The sequence below is a fragment of the Chitinophaga sp. ARDCPP14 genome, from assembly GCF_051362515.1.
Lineage (GTDB): Bacteria > Bacteroidota > Bacteroidia > Chitinophagales > Chitinophagaceae > Chitinophaga.
In genome coordinates, this window is the sequence record NZ_JBKIXB010000008.1 from 352,050 (window position 1) to 370,948 (window position 18,899).

At 42.9% G+C, this 18,899-nt stretch carries 14 protein-coding genes and 1 tRNA gene; 8 read left to right on the top strand and 7 right to left on the bottom strand.

All coding sequences use genetic code 11. From position 1 onward, the window contains the following. The first annotated feature begins 67 nt into the window (after window positions 1–67). The 3 genes from ACLHR0_RS22585 to ACLHR0_RS22595 all read left to right on the top strand — a co-directional run bounded on the left by ACLHR0_RS22585 (window position 68) and on the right by ACLHR0_RS22595 (window position 2,527). A complete protein-coding gene (locus ACLHR0_RS22585; protein ID WP_429047101.1) occupies window positions 68–628 on the top strand; it encodes a sigma-70 family RNA polymerase sigma factor in 561 nt (186 codons plus the stop codon). A 159-nt stretch (window positions 629–787) separates the two neighbouring features. Continuing rightward, on the top strand, window positions 788–1,555 hold the full coding sequence (locus ACLHR0_RS22590; protein WP_436489712.1) for an SDR family NAD(P)-dependent oxidoreductase: 768 nt from the start codon (window positions 788–790) through the stop codon (window positions 1,553–1,555). A 69-nt stretch (window positions 1,556–1,624) separates the two neighbouring features. Then, the gene (locus tag ACLHR0_RS22595) at window positions 1,625–2,527 is read left to right on the top strand and encodes a helix-turn-helix domain-containing protein (protein WP_436489714.1); all 903 of its coding nucleotides are present in this window, start codon (window positions 1,625–1,627) and stop codon (window positions 2,525–2,527) included. A 61-nt stretch (window positions 2,528–2,588) separates the two neighbouring features. Here ACLHR0_RS22595 and ACLHR0_RS22600 read toward each other — a convergent pair whose 3' ends face one another. Next, the gene (locus ACLHR0_RS22600; RefSeq protein WP_436489716.1) at window positions 2,589–4,877 is read right to left on the bottom strand and encodes a molybdopterin cofactor-binding domain-containing protein; all 2,289 of its coding nucleotides are present in this window, start codon (window positions 4,875–4,877) and stop codon (window positions 2,589–2,591) included. Window positions 4,878–4,906: 29 nt separating this feature from the next. Then, complete coding sequence (locus ACLHR0_RS22605; RefSeq protein ID WP_370912998.1) at window positions 4,907–5,362, bottom strand: (2Fe-2S)-binding protein; 456 nt, start codon at window positions 5,360–5,362, stop codon at window positions 4,907–4,909. Window positions 5,363–5,848: 486 nt separating this feature from the next. Here ACLHR0_RS22605 and ACLHR0_RS22610 point away from each other — a divergent pair. Then, window positions 5,849–5,922 (top strand) — tRNA-Pro (locus tag ACLHR0_RS22610). 326 nt (window positions 5,923–6,248) lie between these two features. Here ACLHR0_RS22610 and ACLHR0_RS22615 read toward each other — a convergent pair. The 5 genes from ACLHR0_RS22615 to ACLHR0_RS22635 all read right to left on the bottom strand — a co-directional run bounded on the left by ACLHR0_RS22615 (window position 6,249) and on the right by ACLHR0_RS22635 (window position 13,586). Continuing rightward, window positions 6,249–9,368, bottom strand: a complete 3,120-nt coding sequence (locus ACLHR0_RS22615) for an efflux RND transporter permease subunit (RefSeq protein ID WP_436489718.1) — start codon at window positions 9,366–9,368, stop codon at window positions 6,249–6,251. 12 nt (window positions 9,369–9,380) lie between these two features. Further along, complete coding sequence (locus ACLHR0_RS22620) at window positions 9,381–10,439, bottom strand: efflux RND transporter periplasmic adaptor subunit (RefSeq protein ID WP_436489720.1); 1,059 nt, start codon at window positions 10,437–10,439, stop codon at window positions 9,381–9,383. Between the two features lie 5 nt (window positions 10,440–10,444). Further along, window positions 10,445–11,773: a TolC family protein gene (locus tag ACLHR0_RS22625; RefSeq protein WP_436489722.1), complete on the bottom strand. Its 1,329-nt coding sequence runs from the start codon at window positions 11,771–11,773 to the stop codon at window positions 10,445–10,447. Between the two features lie 238 nt (window positions 11,774–12,011). Continuing rightward, window positions 12,012–12,734 carry a LytR/AlgR family response regulator transcription factor gene (locus tag ACLHR0_RS22630; protein ID WP_436489724.1) on the bottom strand — a complete coding sequence of 241 codons (723 nt, stop codon included), beginning with the start codon at window positions 12,732–12,734 and terminating at the stop codon, window positions 12,012–12,014. Window positions 12,735–12,830: 96 nt separating this feature from the next. Continuing rightward, entirely contained in the window at window positions 12,831–13,586 is a 756-nt protein-coding gene (locus tag ACLHR0_RS22635) for a sensor histidine kinase (protein WP_436489726.1), read from the bottom strand. Between the two features lie 499 nt (window positions 13,587–14,085). Between ACLHR0_RS22635 and ACLHR0_RS22640 the strand changes: the two genes are divergently transcribed. From ACLHR0_RS22640 to ACLHR0_RS22655, 4 genes are all read left to right on the top strand, one after another. After that, the gene (locus ACLHR0_RS22640; protein WP_436489728.1) at window positions 14,086–16,458 is read left to right on the top strand and encodes a TonB-dependent receptor; all 2,373 of its coding nucleotides are present in this window, start codon (window positions 14,086–14,088) and stop codon (window positions 16,456–16,458) included. A gap of 16 nt (window positions 16,459–16,474) precedes the next feature. Then, window positions 16,475–17,296, top strand: coding sequence for a DUF4249 domain-containing protein (locus ACLHR0_RS22645; protein ID WP_436489730.1), 822 nt, complete (start codon window positions 16,475–16,477; stop codon window positions 17,294–17,296). A gap of 242 nt (window positions 17,297–17,538) precedes the next feature. After that, window positions 17,539–18,573, top strand: coding sequence for a macrolide family glycosyltransferase (locus ACLHR0_RS22650; RefSeq protein WP_436489732.1), 1,035 nt, complete (start codon window positions 17,539–17,541; stop codon window positions 18,571–18,573). Between the two features lie 68 nt (window positions 18,574–18,641). Continuing rightward, window positions 18,642–18,890: a hypothetical protein gene (locus tag ACLHR0_RS22655; protein WP_436489734.1), complete on the top strand. Its 249-nt coding sequence runs from the start codon at window positions 18,642–18,644 to the stop codon at window positions 18,888–18,890. Window positions 18,891–18,899: the final 9 nt, after the last annotated feature.

Below are 18,899 nucleotides of genomic sequence, written 5' to 3' on the forward strand. Positions count from 1 at the left end.
AGAGAAGCGGCAGAAGGTAAAACTTTTCCAACTTTGTAGCTCCCCGATAACGGGAAGTACCAGCAATATGGATATGCAATCACTTCACCTGGAGGAAAGGTTTAAGCGGATCTACCTGGACAATAAAGACCGCCTTTATCATTTTGTAAAACGATATACTAAAGATACCCTCGTGGTAGAAGACCTGGTGCAGGAGTGTTTTATTAAGGTATGGGATAACCTGCCCTCGCTGAAGGATGATGCGATGATCTATCCCTTGTTGCGCACCTATGTTTACCGTATAATAGTGAACCACAATCAGAAGGAAGCAAGGCGTTTGTTACGGGATATTGCCTTTAATGAGAAGCAACCGCTTTCTGTATCTTTCGAAGAAGACCTGATATTTAAAGATGGTTGGCGTAGTTTTCATGAAGTTATTAATTCCTTACCGGAGAAACGCCGTAAAATATTCCTCCTGAAACAACAACATGGCTATACTCACCAGGAAATTGCAGATCAGTTAAAGTTGAGTGTAAAAGCGATTGAAAAGCATCTAAACCTGGCCAACCAGGTACTGCGCAAGAAGTTTGTTGCGGATAAATTAGTGGTGGTATTGATATTATTGGGAATGCAGGCGGAGTTTATGTAGCGCCGGCAATTATGTGCAACTTATAGACATTGAATGAATAGTAGCTTCTCACCAGCGTTAAATACATTTCATTTCAGAGAAATGTATAAGTTTTACCGTTAAATGTTCAATTGCGTGACGAAAGGCTGATGGAACTTTGTGTTATAAAATTCAATGATTATGAACACAACAAATCAGCCATCAAAAATCGTCCTGGTGACCGGTGGCAGCCGGGGTATAGGGAAAAGCATTGCATTAAATGCGGCTAAACGTAATATCGGCGTCATCCTTACTTACAATAGCAATCCTGAACAAGGCCAGGCGGTAGCGGATACTATCAATGGCAATGGCGGAAAAGCTGTTGCTTTGCAGATGGATGCTGCTGAATTTAGCTCCATCAACGATTTCGTCAGCCAGGTTCAACAGGTACTTAAAAAAGAATGGAACCGGGAAGACTTCGACTACCTTGTAAATAATGCAGGGATAGCCCAGCGAACGCTGATTAAAGACACCACCCCGGAGATTTTCGACCAGCTCGTAAACGTAAATTTCAAAGGCGTATTTTTCCTGACGCAAAAGCTGATTCCCTTGATGAAGGAGGGCGGGCAGGTGATCAATATTTCATCCGGCCTGGCCCGCTTTGCTTTTCCCGGTGTTGCAGTGTATGGTGCGCTCAAAGCCGGGTTGGAAGGATTGACCAGGTATTTTGCCAAAGAATATGCGGAAAGGAAAATTCGTTTTAACAGTGTGGCGCCCGGAGCCATTGACACGGAGTTTGGCGGAGGTAAAGGGGATGAAAGTCACCGTCAGCAAATTGCCGGTATGACTGCCCTCGGTCGCCTTGGAGAGGCGGATGATGTAGGCGCTTTTGTTGCATCACTTCTTTCAGACGACAGCCGCTTTGTAAATGCCCAGCGAATTGAGGTTAGCGGCGGTATCTTTATCTGATTAACGACAGCGGCCACCTGTCAGATGGCCGCTATGTTATCGATATCTCTTTTTTTATTAATTTACTTTATGGCAACACCAACGAAGTATATCGACATCAAATCGATTTCGGAATTGCATGATTTTTTTCATTATGATAAGCCACTGCACCCGTTGATAAGCGTGGTGGATTTGTCTAAAGTGGACCGGTCGCACCGGAAGGCAGGGGCGGCCTACCGGTTGGATTTATATTCCATTGCGTGCAAGAAAATAGAAGGCTCCTTTAAATATGGGCGTACTTCTTACGATTTCTCCGAAGGTTCATTGATGTTCACAGCTCCTCAGCAGGTTTTATCGCCCGGCATAGAAAATAAAGTGGAAGGCTGGGCAATTTATATCCACCCTGATTTTTTGCACACCAGCAGGGGACAAAAGCTGACCGGCTATTCTTTTTTTGGGTATGATACCAACGAATGCCTGCATATTTCGGATGCTGAAAAAAGTGTGCTGGAAGATTGTCTGAAGAATATCAGCAGGGAGATCTCGATGAATCTGGATACTCATTCACACCATCTTATCCTGACTAATCTTGAATTGATGTTATCCTATTGCGCAAGGTTTTACGATCGCCAGTTTTTTACAAGAACAAAGGCAAGCAATGATATTATAGAGAAATTTGACAGGATTTTGAATGACTATTTCGCCCAGGATGCTCCAATAGCGTCCGGTGTACCGGATGTGAAATATTTCGCCTCGCGTCTTCATCTCTCCGCCAATTATCTTTCGGATTTATTAAGCAAATATACCGGCAAGTCGACACAGGAGCACATTCATCTGAAGCTGATAGACAAGGCTAAATCCCTGTTGTGGGGCACCGACAACGCTATTGCAACAATAGCCTACGAGCTGGGATTTGAACACCCATCTCACTTTACAAAATTATTTAAAAGCAAAACCGGTTATTCACCGAGGGAATACCGGAACTTGAATTGAATGAACAAGGCCCGTTGCAAAGCGGGCCTTGTTCATTCAATTATTTAACTATTTGCATACATCAGGCGCTCAAATCAATAGGCAGGGTATAGATGCGTTTACCTATTGCGGCATAAATCGCATTACATAATGCAGGGGTGAAAGGCGGCACGGGAGGTTCGCCAATACCGGTTGGCTGGGCATCACTTTCTATGATGTGCACATGTATTTCTTTCGGTGACTCCGGCATCCGGATAATCTGGTAGCCGTCGAAATTGTTCTGTTCCACCTGCCCGTTTTTCAGGGTAATAGCACTCTTCAACGCAAAGCTGGCCGAAAATTGCGCACCTCCTTCAAACTGCGATTTGATCCTGTCAGTGTTTACGGCCGTACCACAATCGACCGCATAATGGACGCTTGGAATCGTGATTTTGTTATTCGCATCTACCTGTACTTCCACTACGCAGGCAACGTACGTTAAAAAACTCCGGTGCGCAGCAAAGCCAAGTGCAGATCCTTTGGGCATTGTTTTTCCCCAGCCGGATTCCTTTGCAACCCGTTGGATAACGCCTTTCATCCGGCTGATTTCCCAGGGGTAATTGGCGATATCCTCTCCATAATTCGGATAAGTGGTTTTCACCAGTTCCTGGTTGAAGGTGATGTTACGGTCTTCTCCCAGAAGGTCAATGGCATTGGCAACAGCGTCCATTCCTCTTGCTTCCGCTACTTCGTCCAGCATGGTGGTAATCGCAAATGCCTGGGGAATGTTACGCACGGATCTCAGCCAGCCTATACGCATGTGTGACTTGGCATCATGCGTTTCTATTTGTATGGCAGGCGCGTTATAGGGGAAGTCAGAAGCACCCAGCGCCAGCTCTCCGTCACTGGGTTGCACCACGGAAATATCTTCTGTAGCCGAAATGGAGGGGTAGGCAATGTGGTGATTCCAGCCACTGAGCTTATTGTCGTGGTCAATGGTGGCAACAATGCGTTGTACGCTTAAAGCATGGTGGTAATCGTGATGGATATCATCTTCCCGGGTCCACTGTACTTTGATGGGAAGGCCGGATTCTTTTGCGAGTATGGCTGCTTCCAGCATGAAATCGGGCTTGGACTTACGTCCGAAAGCGCCGCCCAGCAGGGTAACATTTATCTTTACCTTTTCTGCGGAAAATCCCAATGCTTCTGCAATGGCATCCCGCGCTCCCTGTGGGTTTTGCGTGCAGGCCCAAACTTCGCAGGTGCCATTTTTTACCACTGCGAGCGCGCAGGGTGGCTCCAGGGTGGCGTGGGCAAGGTGTGGCGCCACGTAGGTATGTTCAATCACTTTTTTAGCTCCCGATTTTGCGGCGTTAAAGTCGCCCCGCTTTCTGCGCACCGTTCCATTTTTCGCGACTTCCAGCTTTAATTCCTCGATTTGTTTGGCTGAATCATAGGTAGCATTAGGTCCCAGGTCCCATTCCACTTCCAGCAGATCGCGGGCTTTGATGGCTGCCCAGGTATTTTCAGCAATAACCGCCACACCACTCAGGGGTTTTGTTAAAGTAGCCGGAAGACCCGCGCCCTTAATGGCAATAACTTTGATCACCCCTGGTATGCTGCGGGCTTTTGTATCGTTAAACGACTTTACAGAACCGCCTACTACCGGGCATCTTTTTATAACCGCCACTTTCATGCCTTCTGTCACGGCATCTATACCAAAAACGGCTTTGCCACTTACAATATCGTGCAGATCCACAATGGGAGTTGCTTTGCCAATCATATTAAAGCGGCTGCGATCTTTCAGTTTCACACTGGCCGCAAGGGGAACCGGTAAAAGGTTGGCGGCGTCCACCAACTCGCCAAAACCCAGCTGCTTATTCGATTTTTTGTGAACCACCTGGCCGTTGGCCGTGTCGCATTCCTCTACGGGCACCTGCCATTTTTTTGCCGCCGCCTGCATGAGTAAAAGTTTGGCGATTGCTCCTGCCTCACGCATCGGCTTATAGAACATCCTTATGGAAAAGGAGCCATCTGTATTTTGATTGCCATATTTCTTTTCATCGCCTTCTGCCTGCACAATCTGAACCTTGCTCCAATCGGCTCCCAATTCATCTGCTATAACCAGTGGGAGGGAAGTCCGGATGCCCTGGCCCATTTCAGAGCGGTGGGCAATGATAATCACTTCTCCGGCCGAAGTAATACGTAAATATACATTGGGAGCTAAAGTGGCAATCTTTTTTCCTTTTTCATTACAGCTAAAAATACTCACACCCAACACCAAACCTCCTGCGAGTAAACTACCTACTTTTAGAAAATCTCTTCTGGAAGCTCTGAAGATTTCCGATGCTACGGCATCGGTGTTCTTCTCAAATGGAGATATAACCTTCATGGATCTGTTCTTTTTGAATGACTGATTAATTAGACAGTAGCAGCACTTAGTATAGCTGCTTTAATCCTGTTGTAGGTGCCGCATCTGCAAAGATTGCCCTGCATCGCCTGTTCGACTTCCTGTTCGGACGGGTGCGGATTCTTTTTCAGCAAGGCTGCTGCATTCATGATTTGCCCGGTTTGACAGTAGCCGCATTGTGGCACGACCAGCTTTTCCCAGGCTTGCTGAACAGGATGATCCCCTTCTTCCGCCAACCCCTCAATGGTGGTAATCTTATCGGCGCCAACTGCGGAAACAGGATAACTGCAGGAGCGGATGGCTGTGTCATTGAGATGTACGGTGCAGGCGCCGCACAAGGCTTTGCCGCAACCGAACTTGGTTCCCTTTAAGCCAATGATATCCCGCAGCACCCATAACAATGGCATATCTTCTAACACATCCACTTCGTGTGTTTTGCCATTTACATGAATTGAATATTTAGCCATATTGCTTTATTTATTTAATCTTGATCTTGCATTGGAGGGTATATAGTACCTGGCAGGTAATGATCTGCACTTTAACATGAAAACAAAACTATTGATTAATATACTTAGGCAGTTAAGAAAAAGAAACGAATGATTATGATAATCAATCAATCGTCCTTCATCTGACAAGCAGTTATATCGATATTGAATATAATGAAAAAAGGCAACAATCTGTATTCTTACAACAAATAAGGCGGCGCGATATATCCGGAGTCTGAACAATAACAAAAATCGTCGCACAGGCATGGCCGCCTGTCGTTGCCGGAGCTGAACTTTTGATCCGTGGTAATACGGAAGAATCCCGGTGGGGGGAAAATGAGGGGTGGTCCGAAGCTTCGATGATTCCTTAGAAATGAATATTTTATAAAAAAAGTATACCTAATATTTTGAAAAATAAAATAATTAAGTACTTTTGCACCCCATCGAATGGGGAAATTACCGGTAAAACGGGACGTAGCGCAGCCCGGTAGCGCGCTTGCATGGGGTGCAAGAGGTCGCTGGTTCGAATCCAGTCGTCCCGACAAGCCTCAAAATCTTTATTAGTAAAGGTTTTGAGGCTTTTTTATTGCTGGCATTTTATACTTCCCTGCGTACGAGAAAGTAGCTGGAAAGCACAATACTTCACAAACAATTAAGCCCCGATAAATATCGGGGCCGTTTGTCTAACCTACAACTGATTACACTATATGTGTTATTGTTACCCATAAGTGTTCAGAAAGTATACATCTGCATTATGTTCAGGAGGAATGTTGGCCAAACGCAGCCCATAATACCTTAGCAACCGGCACCTATCACGATTCAACTACAAAAATTAAGGTTGCCCGGAATGAGGCGGCTTTCTTGCTGCTTATGAAGTACCCTCGATGGAAGGCTGCTTACGATGACGGGAAAGGCGGACAAGTATACCATCCACAATCAGGTACATTGCGGGTACCACAAAGAGCGTGAGTATCATAGAACTTGTCAGCCCCCCAATGATTACCCAGGCCATTCCGTTTTTAATCTCAGCTGCGGCGCCTTTTGCCATTGCTATAGGTAACATGCCAAAAATCATCGCGAGCGTTGTCATTAAAATTGGGCGAAGCCTTTCCCTGCCTGCTTCTATCAGTGCTTCTACAGTTCCATGTCCCTCCTCTTTGAGTTTATTTGCAAAGTCGACAATGAGAATAGCATTTTTAGCGACTAACCCCAATAGCATAATCATCCCAATAATTGTAAAGATGTTTAATGTTTCCATAGTTAGCGCCAGCGCCAGTAATGCACCAACCAGTGCCACTGGTATCGAAAACAGCACTACAAATGGATACACCGCGTTTTCATAAAGCGCTACCATGATAAGATATACCAGTACGATTGCGGTGATAAGTGCCAGACCAAGGCTTCCAAAGGCATCTGCCTGATTCCTGGAATCTCCCAGGTACTCAATATTAACCCCTTCCGGCACCTTTATAGATTTTGTCTTAGCTTTGATTTCATCGGCTACAGTACCCGTTGGCCGCCCGGAAACGTTTGCCTGCACCGTAATAGACCCGAGCCGGTCAATACGCTGAAGAGTGGTTTCCCCCAGTGTTTCTTTAACATCCGCGAATTGCCGCAGCAGTATTGTCTGACCATTAGCGTTTACCACCGGCAGGTCCATTATATTGCTGATATCCGATTTGCTAAACTGATCCAGCCCTGTCCTGATATCATACTCGTTCCCATTTTGTTTGAACTGGTTCTTATCATCCCCGCTAAAAGCATTCTGTAGCGCAACACCAACAGCACTCGCATTGAGTCCAAGGAGACTCATTTTTTCCCTGTTGAGCCTGATGTCCACCTCGGGTTTCCTGTCCTTTACCGACAGCTTTACAAACTGCGCTCCGGGAACATCTGCGACCACCTTCATATACTCCTGGGCAACCTGCCGAACGGCGCTCAGATCAACACCTTTGATGGCTATCTGTATCGGCGCATTGCTTACATTTCCGGTTATTGAAGTGGAGGCGACTGTAAACTTCACACCCGCTATGATAGTACTTAGTTCTTGCTGTAGATACATTCCGAGTTCCTCAGAACTTTTACTTCTCCCGTTCTTATCGACCAGGCCAACCGTCAGTTCAGCCAGGTTAGCATTTGCAGATGCTCCAGCCACACTTCCACTCACAAATCCTATGCTGGAGAAGATCTTCTTCACCTCTGGTTGTTCCCGGATAATCTTCTCCGCCTGCTGAACCTTCATATTAGTCTTGTAAATGCTTGCTGTTGGCTCCAGTTCCATATTCAGGATCAAATCACTTTGATCCGCTTTAGGAATAAACGCAGCGCCGATAAACCCCATCGGGACCAACGCAATTGATCCAAAAATCAGGCACATTACAAGTATCAGTAACCATCTCTTTTTTCTTAATACTGCTCTTAATAACCTGCCATATTCCTCTTTTATCATTTCGATAAAGTACTCGAACTTCAAATTAATCCTTCCCCAAATACTTTTTGCAGACAGCTGCTCCAGTTTACCAAACCTGCTTGCCAGCACAGGTGTGATGGTAAATGATACGAAGAGGCTCATCAGTGTTGAAAAAATAACGACGAGGGAAAATTCCCGTAAAATTGCTCCAATCATCCCGCCTGCTAATGCCAACGGCAGAAACACCACCACATCCACCAATGTGATAGATAAGGCTGTAAAACCAATCTCATTTCGTCCTTCCAGTGCAGCCTTCCGGCGATCCGCCCCCATCTCCATATGGCGGTAAATATTCTCCAGAACCACAATTGAATCATCCACAAGTATCCCCACCACCAAAGACATTGCCATTAACGTCATTAAATTCAAGGAAAATCCCATCAGGTACATGGCGATAAATGTAGGAATGATAGAAGATGGAAGAGCGATCAGTACAAATGACGCACTTCTTATACTATGGAGGAAAGCCAACATTACAATACCTACAATTATTACAGCCAAAAACAGATCGAACATAACTGCATTAGCTGCATGCAATGTATACACGCTCTGATCCGAGGAAACATTAAACAGCAGTTTCTGCCCCGAGTATTGTTTCTCTAGCTCACGAAAGCACTTCTTTACCCGATCGCTTACTGCCACTGCATTTGCGTCACTCTGCTTAATGATTTGGATACCAATTGATGGAATCCCATCTATGTGGTTGATGGCGGTAGGCTTTGCCGTCCCATCTGACACATCCGCAACATCTCCTAACTTTATGGTACCCTGAGTTGGGTGTTGTAAAATGATCAGATTACGAAGCTCCCCGATCGAATCCACATTTGCATCGTAGCGGATGGAAAGCTGTTTGTTTGTTGTTTCAATGCTCCCTGCAGGAAATGAAAGATTCGCTTTACCGATCGCATTTGTCACCTGCCCAATAGAAAGCCCATAAGCCATAAGCCTATCCTGCATTACATTTACCTGAATCTCCCGTTTTTCTCCCCCGATAATGTTAACCTGCCCCACTCCGGGAACGTTCTGTAATATTGGGCGCAACTGGTTATCAACCAGGTCAAAAATTTTCCGCGGAGGCAGGTTCCCCGTAACGCCGGCCTTAATAACCGGCGTTTCATCCAGGTTAACTTTACTTATCCCCGGCTTTTCAGCATCAAGTGGTAACTGACTAATAATTTGATCGGCTTTTCGCTGTACATCACGTTCTGCTTTATCGATATCGGTTCCCGATCTGAAAGAAATTGTAATTATTGAAAGATTCTCCTGGGAAGTTGAACTAATTTGATCCAATCCCTCAACTGAGGAAACCGCATCTTCCAATTTTTTTGTAACATTGGTTTGAACTTCAGCAGCTGCAGCCCCTGGGTAGATTGTGCTGGCAGAAACCGTAGGAACATCAATTTTGGGCAGGAGATTGTAATTTAAACCCAGGTACGACTGGACACCAAACAGGATCAGTACAGTAAAGATCACAATCAGCAGTAGTGGCCGTTTTATGGCGATTTCAGTAATTGACATACATCTTATTCTTTACTTAATAACATTAATCAAGGCACTGTCTTTCAGGTTAACCTGACCAGAAATAACCACCTTATCCTTGTCTTCCAAACCACCCAGTACCTCCAGTTCATCCCCATAATTTCTACCTACGCTGATTTCCCGCCGGATAGCCTTGCCATTTATCACCACATAAACAGCTGCATTAGTAGTACTTTCGATTAAGGCCTCCCGCGAAACAAGTAATACTTTCCGTTCAGTTTTCTTTGAGAAATCGGCGTTAACAAATGTACCTGCAAGCAGCGGCATGGATTTATCATTCGGTGCAGTAATCTCAACCTGGTAATTGAATGCCTGGTTAGCCTGGGGACTAATGAAAGTCACTAAGCCGGGAATAATTCTTCCTGGATAAACAGCTGTGGTGATACCAATTTTCTGGCCTTTAGCCACCTTGTAAACTTCATCTTCAGTCAAATTTACCTGTACTTTCAGCGACGACATATTCACTATTGAAGCCACTTCCGTTCCGGCCGCTATGAATATGCCCTGTTCAACCGGTTTGGAAGCAATAATGCCATCATCCGGCGCTTTAATACTCGCATCGGCTATCTGTTTTCGTATCTGTTGAGCAAGATTCAATGCGTCATTATAGCTTTGTTGCATACTCTCCACCTTTTCAAGGGTGACAGCGTTTCCTGCCAACAGTTCCCTGTAATTATTAATATCCCTCTCCAACTTTGCAACATTCGTTTCTGCCTTTTGCAGATCTAGCGCAAGCAACCTGCTATCAACAATAGCGAGTAACTGGCCCTTTCTTACATGGTCGCCCAGGCTGAACATCACTTTCTGCAACTGGCCGCCGGAAGCAGAAAACACCCTGGACGCTCTTAAAGGCGCCAGCGCGCCAGTTTTCACCAGCAGTTCCAGCATAATCTCCGACTTCACATTGGAGGTAGTGACAGGTATACGGATGTCTTCAATGTTAGCAGGCGAATTTTTCTCTGCAATTTTGGTTTTATTGTATGCCAACTTAAACACAATGGCAATTAACATTGCAGTAATAACCAGTATCAATACGATTCTTTTTTTCATCCCAGTTAAAGAGAATTTAAAAATGTTTTCAATGTACCCGCGGCTTTCTCAAGATCAACCCGAGCCTGGTAGTAGTTGTAGATAGCGTTCAGATAATTGTTTTGTGCTGACTTGAGGGAATTCTGGGTAATTAACCAGTCATTCAAATCAGTAGTGCCTTTCTGAAATTGAAGATTTGTTACCTTAAATACTGATTCGGCCAGGTCCATATTTCGTTTATCGTTTTCCATATTGGTCCGGGTTTGGGCAACTTTCGTCCGGGCATTTTCAAATTCAACGCTGAACTTACTTTCGGAAAGCTTCAAACTCTCCTCTGCATTGATCCGATTCAACACAGCCTGCTTATGTCTGGCATTACGTTTATAGAAGTCCAAGATTGGAATTGTAAGTTTTAAGCCGACTGTCGAATATGGCAATAATTCATCAAAGGCCCCTCTCAATTTTTCGCCAAATCCAACAGCGCCATAACGTGCATATCCCGTTAATTTGGGTAGTCCTTCGACTTTAATGCGAGCCTGTTCTATCTCTAATAATCTGATATTAGCGGATGATATCCGATAGTCAATCCGGGCTGCCGGAGAAAAACGCACCAGCGAATCCTCCGGACCAGCCAGCGGCGCTATAGCATCAACCAGATTAACGGGAAGTTTATCATCAATGGGATATCCCATCTCGAATTTCAATTGATTCTCCGCCAATTGAAAATTACTCTCAGCTACCCTGATCTGTGACATAGTGTTATTGAAATCCACGGACACCTTATCCAGGTCCTTCTGTAATACAACACCTTTAGCCACTTGCAGCCGGTATATATCCATCTGTCGTTCATATGTTTTGCTGTTAAATTCTAACAGCAGAATTTGTTGCCGGTAAACCAGCAATTGAAAAAAGGCAGCGCTAATATTGTAGATAATTGATTCCTGACTCTGTTGAATATTGAGATCCGCCAGTTCCCTATTGAACTTATTTGCTTTAAGCCCTGTCAACAATGACTGATCGTATAATACCTGGTCAAGTTGTGCAACGGCATTCGAGTTAAATTTTTGGGTAAGAGACACCTTGATTTCATTGGGTCCGAGAACTCCGGCTGGAATAACATTTTGCTGCAATTTGAGATTGTTGTCCAACATTGAAGTAAGGCTCACTTTGGGGAGATAATCTGCAAGAACCTCCCTGGCTTTAGCATCAGCAGCTATCTTCTGATTCGCATAAATGCTGGCATTCCGGTTATTTTGCAGACCATACGCTATACAATGCTTCAATGTCCAGCTCTCCTGGGCCTCAGCTTTGACATAGATGCAAAAGATGATCAGCATTAGAAAATTTTTAGCCATACATTCTAACTTATTCCTTCGTCTGTAAAAGGATTTCTGATAAAATGATGCTAAAATAGACCAGAGGAGAACGGCTTAAATTCATTTTATACCAAACCGGCTGGTTTTTATACAAAAGGGGATAATAGTAACCAATAGGGTGTTGTGAAGCTATCGTATCGCTAATCGGGAGGGTAAAGTTTCATCAAGGCTTCTTCTGGCTGAAAGCGCCTTTTGATACAGCAGGGAAATACGTATGCTACCTGTTCGCAATCTTTTTTGTTACAAATTCATTGAAAAAGAAATCCCTGTAAGTATTTCCGATGGGAATTTCGTTTGTACCTATGTACACTGTGTTATTATCCACAGAATCGATATGCTTAACATTAATGACATAGGATTTGCTTACTCTCACAAACATATCTTTTGGTAATTGATCGTAGATAGTTTTGATATTCATCGCCGTAATCACTTTCTGATTTTCGCTATGCATCACGACATAGTCTTTTAAACCCTGAATAAAAAGTATGTTATTAAAATAGATTTTAAAAATTCTCCGGTCTGCTTTCACAAAGAAAAAGTCGTCTGCTACCTGTTCAATATTGTTATCGGCGTAGTCCGCCTTGAATAATTTGGAGTAGGTGCGGGCTTTCTCAACCGCTTTTTGAAAACGGTCCGATTTTACGGGTTTTATCAGGTAGTCAATCGCATCTACTTCATAGCTGTCGGTAGCAAATTCGGAATAGGCGGTTGTGAAAATCACAAATGTTTCTTTCGGAATGGTTCGGGCAAATTCAATTCCGTTTATTCCCGGCATTTGTATGTCAAGGAAAATTAATTCAACTGTATTGTTTTCTATAAAATTTTTGGCGGTTTCGGGGCTGTTGAACGAACCGATTAAATCTAAATCATCGGTTTGGTCAATCAACATCTCTATGGCTTCTCTTGCCAATGGTTCATCATCTATAATAATGCAGTTCATAATTTATACGCTTTACTATATAACGAAATTATCGTTTGCGATATTTGAATTTGATCACGTTCATCGCTATCGGATCGTTATTGACTATTATGCAAGTTATAGCTTTATAGTTAAGGTTACGCAATACCTTTCTGAATCATCTTCTATATTTAAACGATGTGTTGCCGGGAACAAAAGTTCCAGTCTTCGTTTGATATTTGCCAGCCCCAATCCGCCTGTATTATTAACGGATTTAAGCACAGGTTTGGAATTGATACATTTAAAGAAAAGTTCATCGTTTCTAACATCGAAATACAGGTTTACATAAGATGCTTTTGTTGCATCATTGTTGTGCTTCACCGCATTTTCCACAAACGAAATGAACAGCAAAGGAGGGATTTGCACGCCGCTCAGATCTCCCTCTTTTGAAATCAGGAAATCAAAACTATCCCGCCTTACTTTCTCCAAATTTAAAAAATCTTCCAAGAAATGAATATCCGAAGTCAACAACACCTTATCTCTTGCACTGTCATAAAGTTGGTAGCGAAGTAAATCGCTCAACTTCATTAAAACCTGCGAGGCTTTTTCGGGATCTTTCTTTGTCAGAACATTGGCATTGTTGAGCATATTAAATAAAAAATGCGGGTTGATCTGGTTTTTCAATTGTTCCAGTTCTGCATCAGTTTTCGACTGCTTCAGCTCGTAGATCAATTGCTTGTCCATCATTCCCTTCTGAAACAGTTTTATGGAAGATGACGCTGCTAACAGCAGTACAGTAAGGAAGGAAAAAAGTGGAATATTCAGCGCATTTTCTTTATTAATAGGATTAAAAAAATAGCCACAAACAGCCATTACTAACAGGATGATGATCACTGATAAGCAGTATTTGATATTCTTATTCCTGAACAAAAGCTTTGGTACCAGCACGTACATATTTACATAAAACAATATTATAAAATATACAAATATCGCTATCGGGTTGGCAATTACGGAAGCGCTGTTGTACAATACACTACCTATAAAAACAATGAGCAGCAAATGACGGAATATCCTGAGGTCAGGTGAAACCAGGAAACGAAACAGCACGTTTTCGCTAATAAGCTGTTGATGGTTAAAATCATTCATTTATAAAATTGTATATAGCAAACTTAACAATTAAAGTGATGGTTTGATCCTGGTTTTATACGAAAGTGTACGCTTTTTATACGAAATCAGGACGCATTATAAAAACGCATAAGACAAGAAATATGTTTTGTAGTACCCCGGTATACTTTGCTATAAAAGATACCGCGTTTGGTATAATTAAAAAAAGGCGGTTATCCAAAGGGATAGTTTTGTAGCCAATTACAATTGTTAAATCGATTTTTAAAAGATGAGATACAAAATCATTTATACACTGCTGTTTATCGTGATTTCATTCGGGGCTTATTCACAACAGAAGGTCACATTGAGCGGAACAGTTACCATGAAAACAAACACCGAAACAATAATCGGTGCAAGTGTTTTCATCCCTGAAGCAAAAGCCTCGGCAGTTACCAATGCCTATGGCTTTTATTCTATCACGCTGCCGAAAGGAGCATATACAATCGTTATCAGTTGTATAGGATTTGAAAATATTGAGGAACATATCTCTCTGACAGAAAACACCAGGGCAAATTTTTCGATGCTTGAAAAAAGCAGAACTTTAAATGAGGTAGTGATAAAGGACATGAGTTCAACAAACAATATCCGGAATCCGGAAATGAGTGTGAATAAACTCTCTATTTCCACCATTAAAAAGATGCCGGCAGTGATGGGCGAGGTTGATATTTTGAAAGCTATTCTGCAGCTTCCAGGAGTTTCCACTGCCCAGGAAGGAGCAACCGGATTTAACGTCAGAGGAGGTTCGGTTGACGGTAATTTGATATTGTTAGATGAAGCCGTTGTTTACAATACTTCACACCTGTTCGGCTTTTTCTCCGTTTTTAATGCTGATGTGATTAAAGATCTGAAATTGTATAAAGGTGGAATACCAGCAAATTTCGGTGGACGTACTTCGTCTGTTCTGGATATTTATCAAAAAGAAGGGAACAACCAGGAATATCACGTAACGGGTGGAATTGGAGCGATTTCGAGCAGATTACTGGCAGAAGGCCCTATTGTAAAAGGTAAAAGTTCGTTCGTGGTTGCTGGTCGTACTTCTTATGCTCAATTGTTTATGAAACTGGCAGACAACCCCAATTCTGTTTCTTTTTATGATTTGAATGCGAAACTGAATTATAACATTAATGACAATAACAGGATTTTCCTTTCAGGATATTTCGGCAAGGATAAAATGGATTTCAGTAATTTTTTCAGCAACAATTATGGAAACTCATTCTTTAATCTTCGCTGGAATCATATCTTTTCCGATAAACTTTTTTCCAATGCATCGATCATTTACAGTAAGTACGATTATGGCCTGAAAATAAAGTATGTTGGCATTGATTGGGTATCGGACATCCGTAATTATAATCTGAAATATAATTTTAACCACCGTCTGTCTGATAAGCTGGTTTTGAATTATGGCATCAATTCCATCTACTACCAATTCAATCCCGGCACAATAAAGCCCATGGACGATAAATCGTCTATCAATGCCGACCAGCTTGAAAAAAAATATGCCTGGGAAAATGCGTTGTATATCAGTGCCGAGCAAAAACTCACCAATAAAATATCATTGAATTATGGTCTGCGATATAGTAATTTCATGCGGTTGGGGGAACAGAACGTAAATAATTATGCTAATAATCAGGCAGTGGTTTTCAATCCCGGCTTACAAATTTATGAGGAAGGAACGCCTACCAGTATAACGCATTACAATAAAAACGAAAAGATAGTTGGGTTTGGAAATTTAGAACCTCGTTTGGCAGTTTCTTTTGCCATAAATGACGACCAATCCATTAAGGCGAGTTACAACCGGATGAGCCAGTATATCCACTTAATTTCCAACACAGCTTCCGTTTCTCCACTCGATATCTGGGCGCCGAGCGACCAGTTTTTGAAACCCGAAATTCTTGACCAGGTTGCATTGGGCTATTTCAGAAATTTCAACAATGGAAAATATTCTTTGGAAACAGAAGCCTTTTACAAGAAAATCAAAAATAAAGCGGATTACATTGACGGAGCCGAATTGATCGCCCAAAAAGCCATAGAACAGGTATTGCTAAACGGGGAAGGAAGGGCTTACGGACTTGAGGTGATGCTGAAGAAAAATACCGGAAAACTCACAGGCTGGCTTTCTTATACACTTTCTAAAGCAGAGCAGCGCACACCGGGAAGAAACGCAGGAGAACCTGGCATTAACAACGGCGAATGGTATCGTGCCAACTACGATAAAACACATAATTTTTCGCTTACAGGCGCTTATCAACTGACAAAAAAATGGAGTTTTGGCGGCATTTTTACCTACCAAACAGGGAAAGCTGCAACTTATCCTATTGGAAAATATGAGTATCAGGGAATTACAATTGGGAACTACGGAGAGCGAAACGCCAATTCGCTTCCGGCTTATCACCATTTGGATTTATCGGCCACCTACACGCCAAAGCCTGACAGCAAAAAAAGGTGGAAAGGTGAATGGGTGTTCAGTATCTACAATGTTTACAGCAGAGGCAACGCCGCATCTATTATGTTCGAGCAAAACAGGGAAACAGGGTTGAGTGAAGCAAAGAGGATATCGATTTTCGGTATCATTCCTGGTGTAACTTACAATTTCAAATTTTGATTCTAATAATTACAAAATGAAAAACATACTTAAATACCTGATTGCTTCATGTTGTTTTTTTCTTCTGTCCTGCACAAAAGTAGTGGAAGTGGATTTGGAAACGGCAGCACCAAAATTGGTAATTGACGCATCGATTGATTGGGTGAAAGGTACAACAGGCAATGAGCAGAAAATTAAACTCTCCACCACAACGGGATATTACAGTGCGAAATTTCCAACAGTTTCCGGAGCCAATATAGTTATAACAAATTCAGCAAATACTGTTTTTAGTTTTATAGAAAATCCCGGTACGGGGGAATATATCTGCTCCAATTTCCATCCGGTTATCGGGGAAAACTATGCATTAAAAATGGTTTTAAATGGAGAGATTTATACCGCAACCGAAACTTGTATTGGTGTGCCGAATATTGACAATAATATTGTACAGAATGATAAGGGCGGATTTGGGGGTGATGAAGTGGAGATCACCTACTATTACCAGGATAACGGCAATGAGGAAAATTATTATCTGCACCGTATTCAATCACCTGTATCAACGTTTCCGGATTATAAAGCTAAAGACGATGAGAACAGTCAAGGTAACCTGATACCGGAATATTTCTCTGACGAAGATCTGAAAGCCGGAGATCCGGTAAACATCCGGCTGTATGGAATTTCCAGGAGATATTATGATTATTTCAGGAAATTGTTAGCAGCATCCGGAGCTGGTAGCGGCCCGTTTCAAACAACGCCAGGTTCGGTGAGGGGAAATATCATCAATCAAACCCATTTCGCAAACTTCGCTTATGGATATTTCAGGTTATCTGAAGTAGACACAAAGGATTATACGATAAAGTAATGAATTGCGTTCACAGACATTGCATGGTAAACGGAAAAGTGTAGATTTGGAAAAGATACCATGTTCACATCGAAATATAAAAATATGGCCACTTACGTTTTTTTCAATATTTCAGCATATGGTCATGTGAACCCAACGCTCCCCATCGTGGCAGAACTAAGTAGACGTGGCCATAAAATTTATTATTTTATTGGCGAATCCTTCACCGGGGCTGTGCAAAAAGCAGGGGCATCCCGGTCACATTGTCAGGAACTTTACGAAGTCAAAATACACCGCCACCGGGGGATAAAGAGATTGCGCTTTTACCGTTTTTAATGGCGCGTGAATCGCCACGTATAGTGCCGGAAATAGTAGAAAAGTTAAAAAGTATACGCCCTGACTGTATTGTATTTAATACCATGCTGCTTGCAGCCAGACTCGCAGCACGGATATTGCGGTTACCTGCGATCGGCTTCCGGCCATTCCATAGTCCCAGACAATCGCAAAAGATTATCGAAACGTTTACTGACCCGAATTTCAAACTACTTGCACATACTGCTAATAAAGCGCTTGCAGAAGTTACCACATTGTACCAGATTCCTGATCTTACCCTTCAGGAGCTGTTTTCAGAAGTGCCTGGATTAACGTTGGTATTTCTACCAAAAATATTTCAGGTTAATGCCGCACAATTCGACGAGCGTTTTTTGTTTGTAGGACCATCCTTTATGGAGCAACCACCAGTCCCATGGCCGATAGCGCAAAGCAGCAAATCACCAGCAATCAGGATCTATATTTCATTGGGCACATTACGAAATAATGAACCTGATTTTTACCGGATGTGTTTCTCTGCTTTTTCAGCACCCGGTTGGAGCGTGGTAATGTCGGTTGGAGATCAGGTTGACTTACATACGCTGGAACCCATTCCCGATAATTTTGTTGTAAGGCGCTCTGTTCCTCAGACCGCGCTACTCCCTCATGTGGATGTTTTTGTCACTCACGGCGGCTTAAACAGCACCATGGAAAGCCTGTATTATGGTGTGCCTTTGGTTGTGCTACCATCCATAAAGGAACAGGTAACAACAGCAGAACGTATACGGGATTTGCATCTGGGCCTTATTCTTGACCGTACAGAGTTTACTGCTGAAGCACTTCGTGAGGCTGTCACAACAGTATTCCAAAGTGAATCGATCCGGTATTCTGTACACAATATAAAGGACACAATCCATAGTGCAGGAGGCTATTTGCGTGCTACTGACGCAATTGTTGCATTTCAGCAGGAAGTGCTTCCTCCATGTTGAAGTCCGGCCCCATTATTTATCTGCCAGATGTGCACCGCCGTTTGGCTGACTGGGTAAAAAAGGGAGGGGTGTTGATTTATTGTGGCAGGGATAACGAGCCATTTCAATCCATAATGGAATGGTGGAATACCAATGGCATGCATTGCAATGTACCGTCTATGCATCTTTTCGGCTTGCTGGGTATCCATCCGGATTCCAGCAATGGCCAATCTTTTAAGGTAACGGTATATGTATTGCGGCAAAACCTGAAAGAGGTTGTGATGGGAGCCGGAGGAGCGCTCAAACCCCCAGGTATTGATGAGGATAGTTCGAAGTGAAAATCCTTT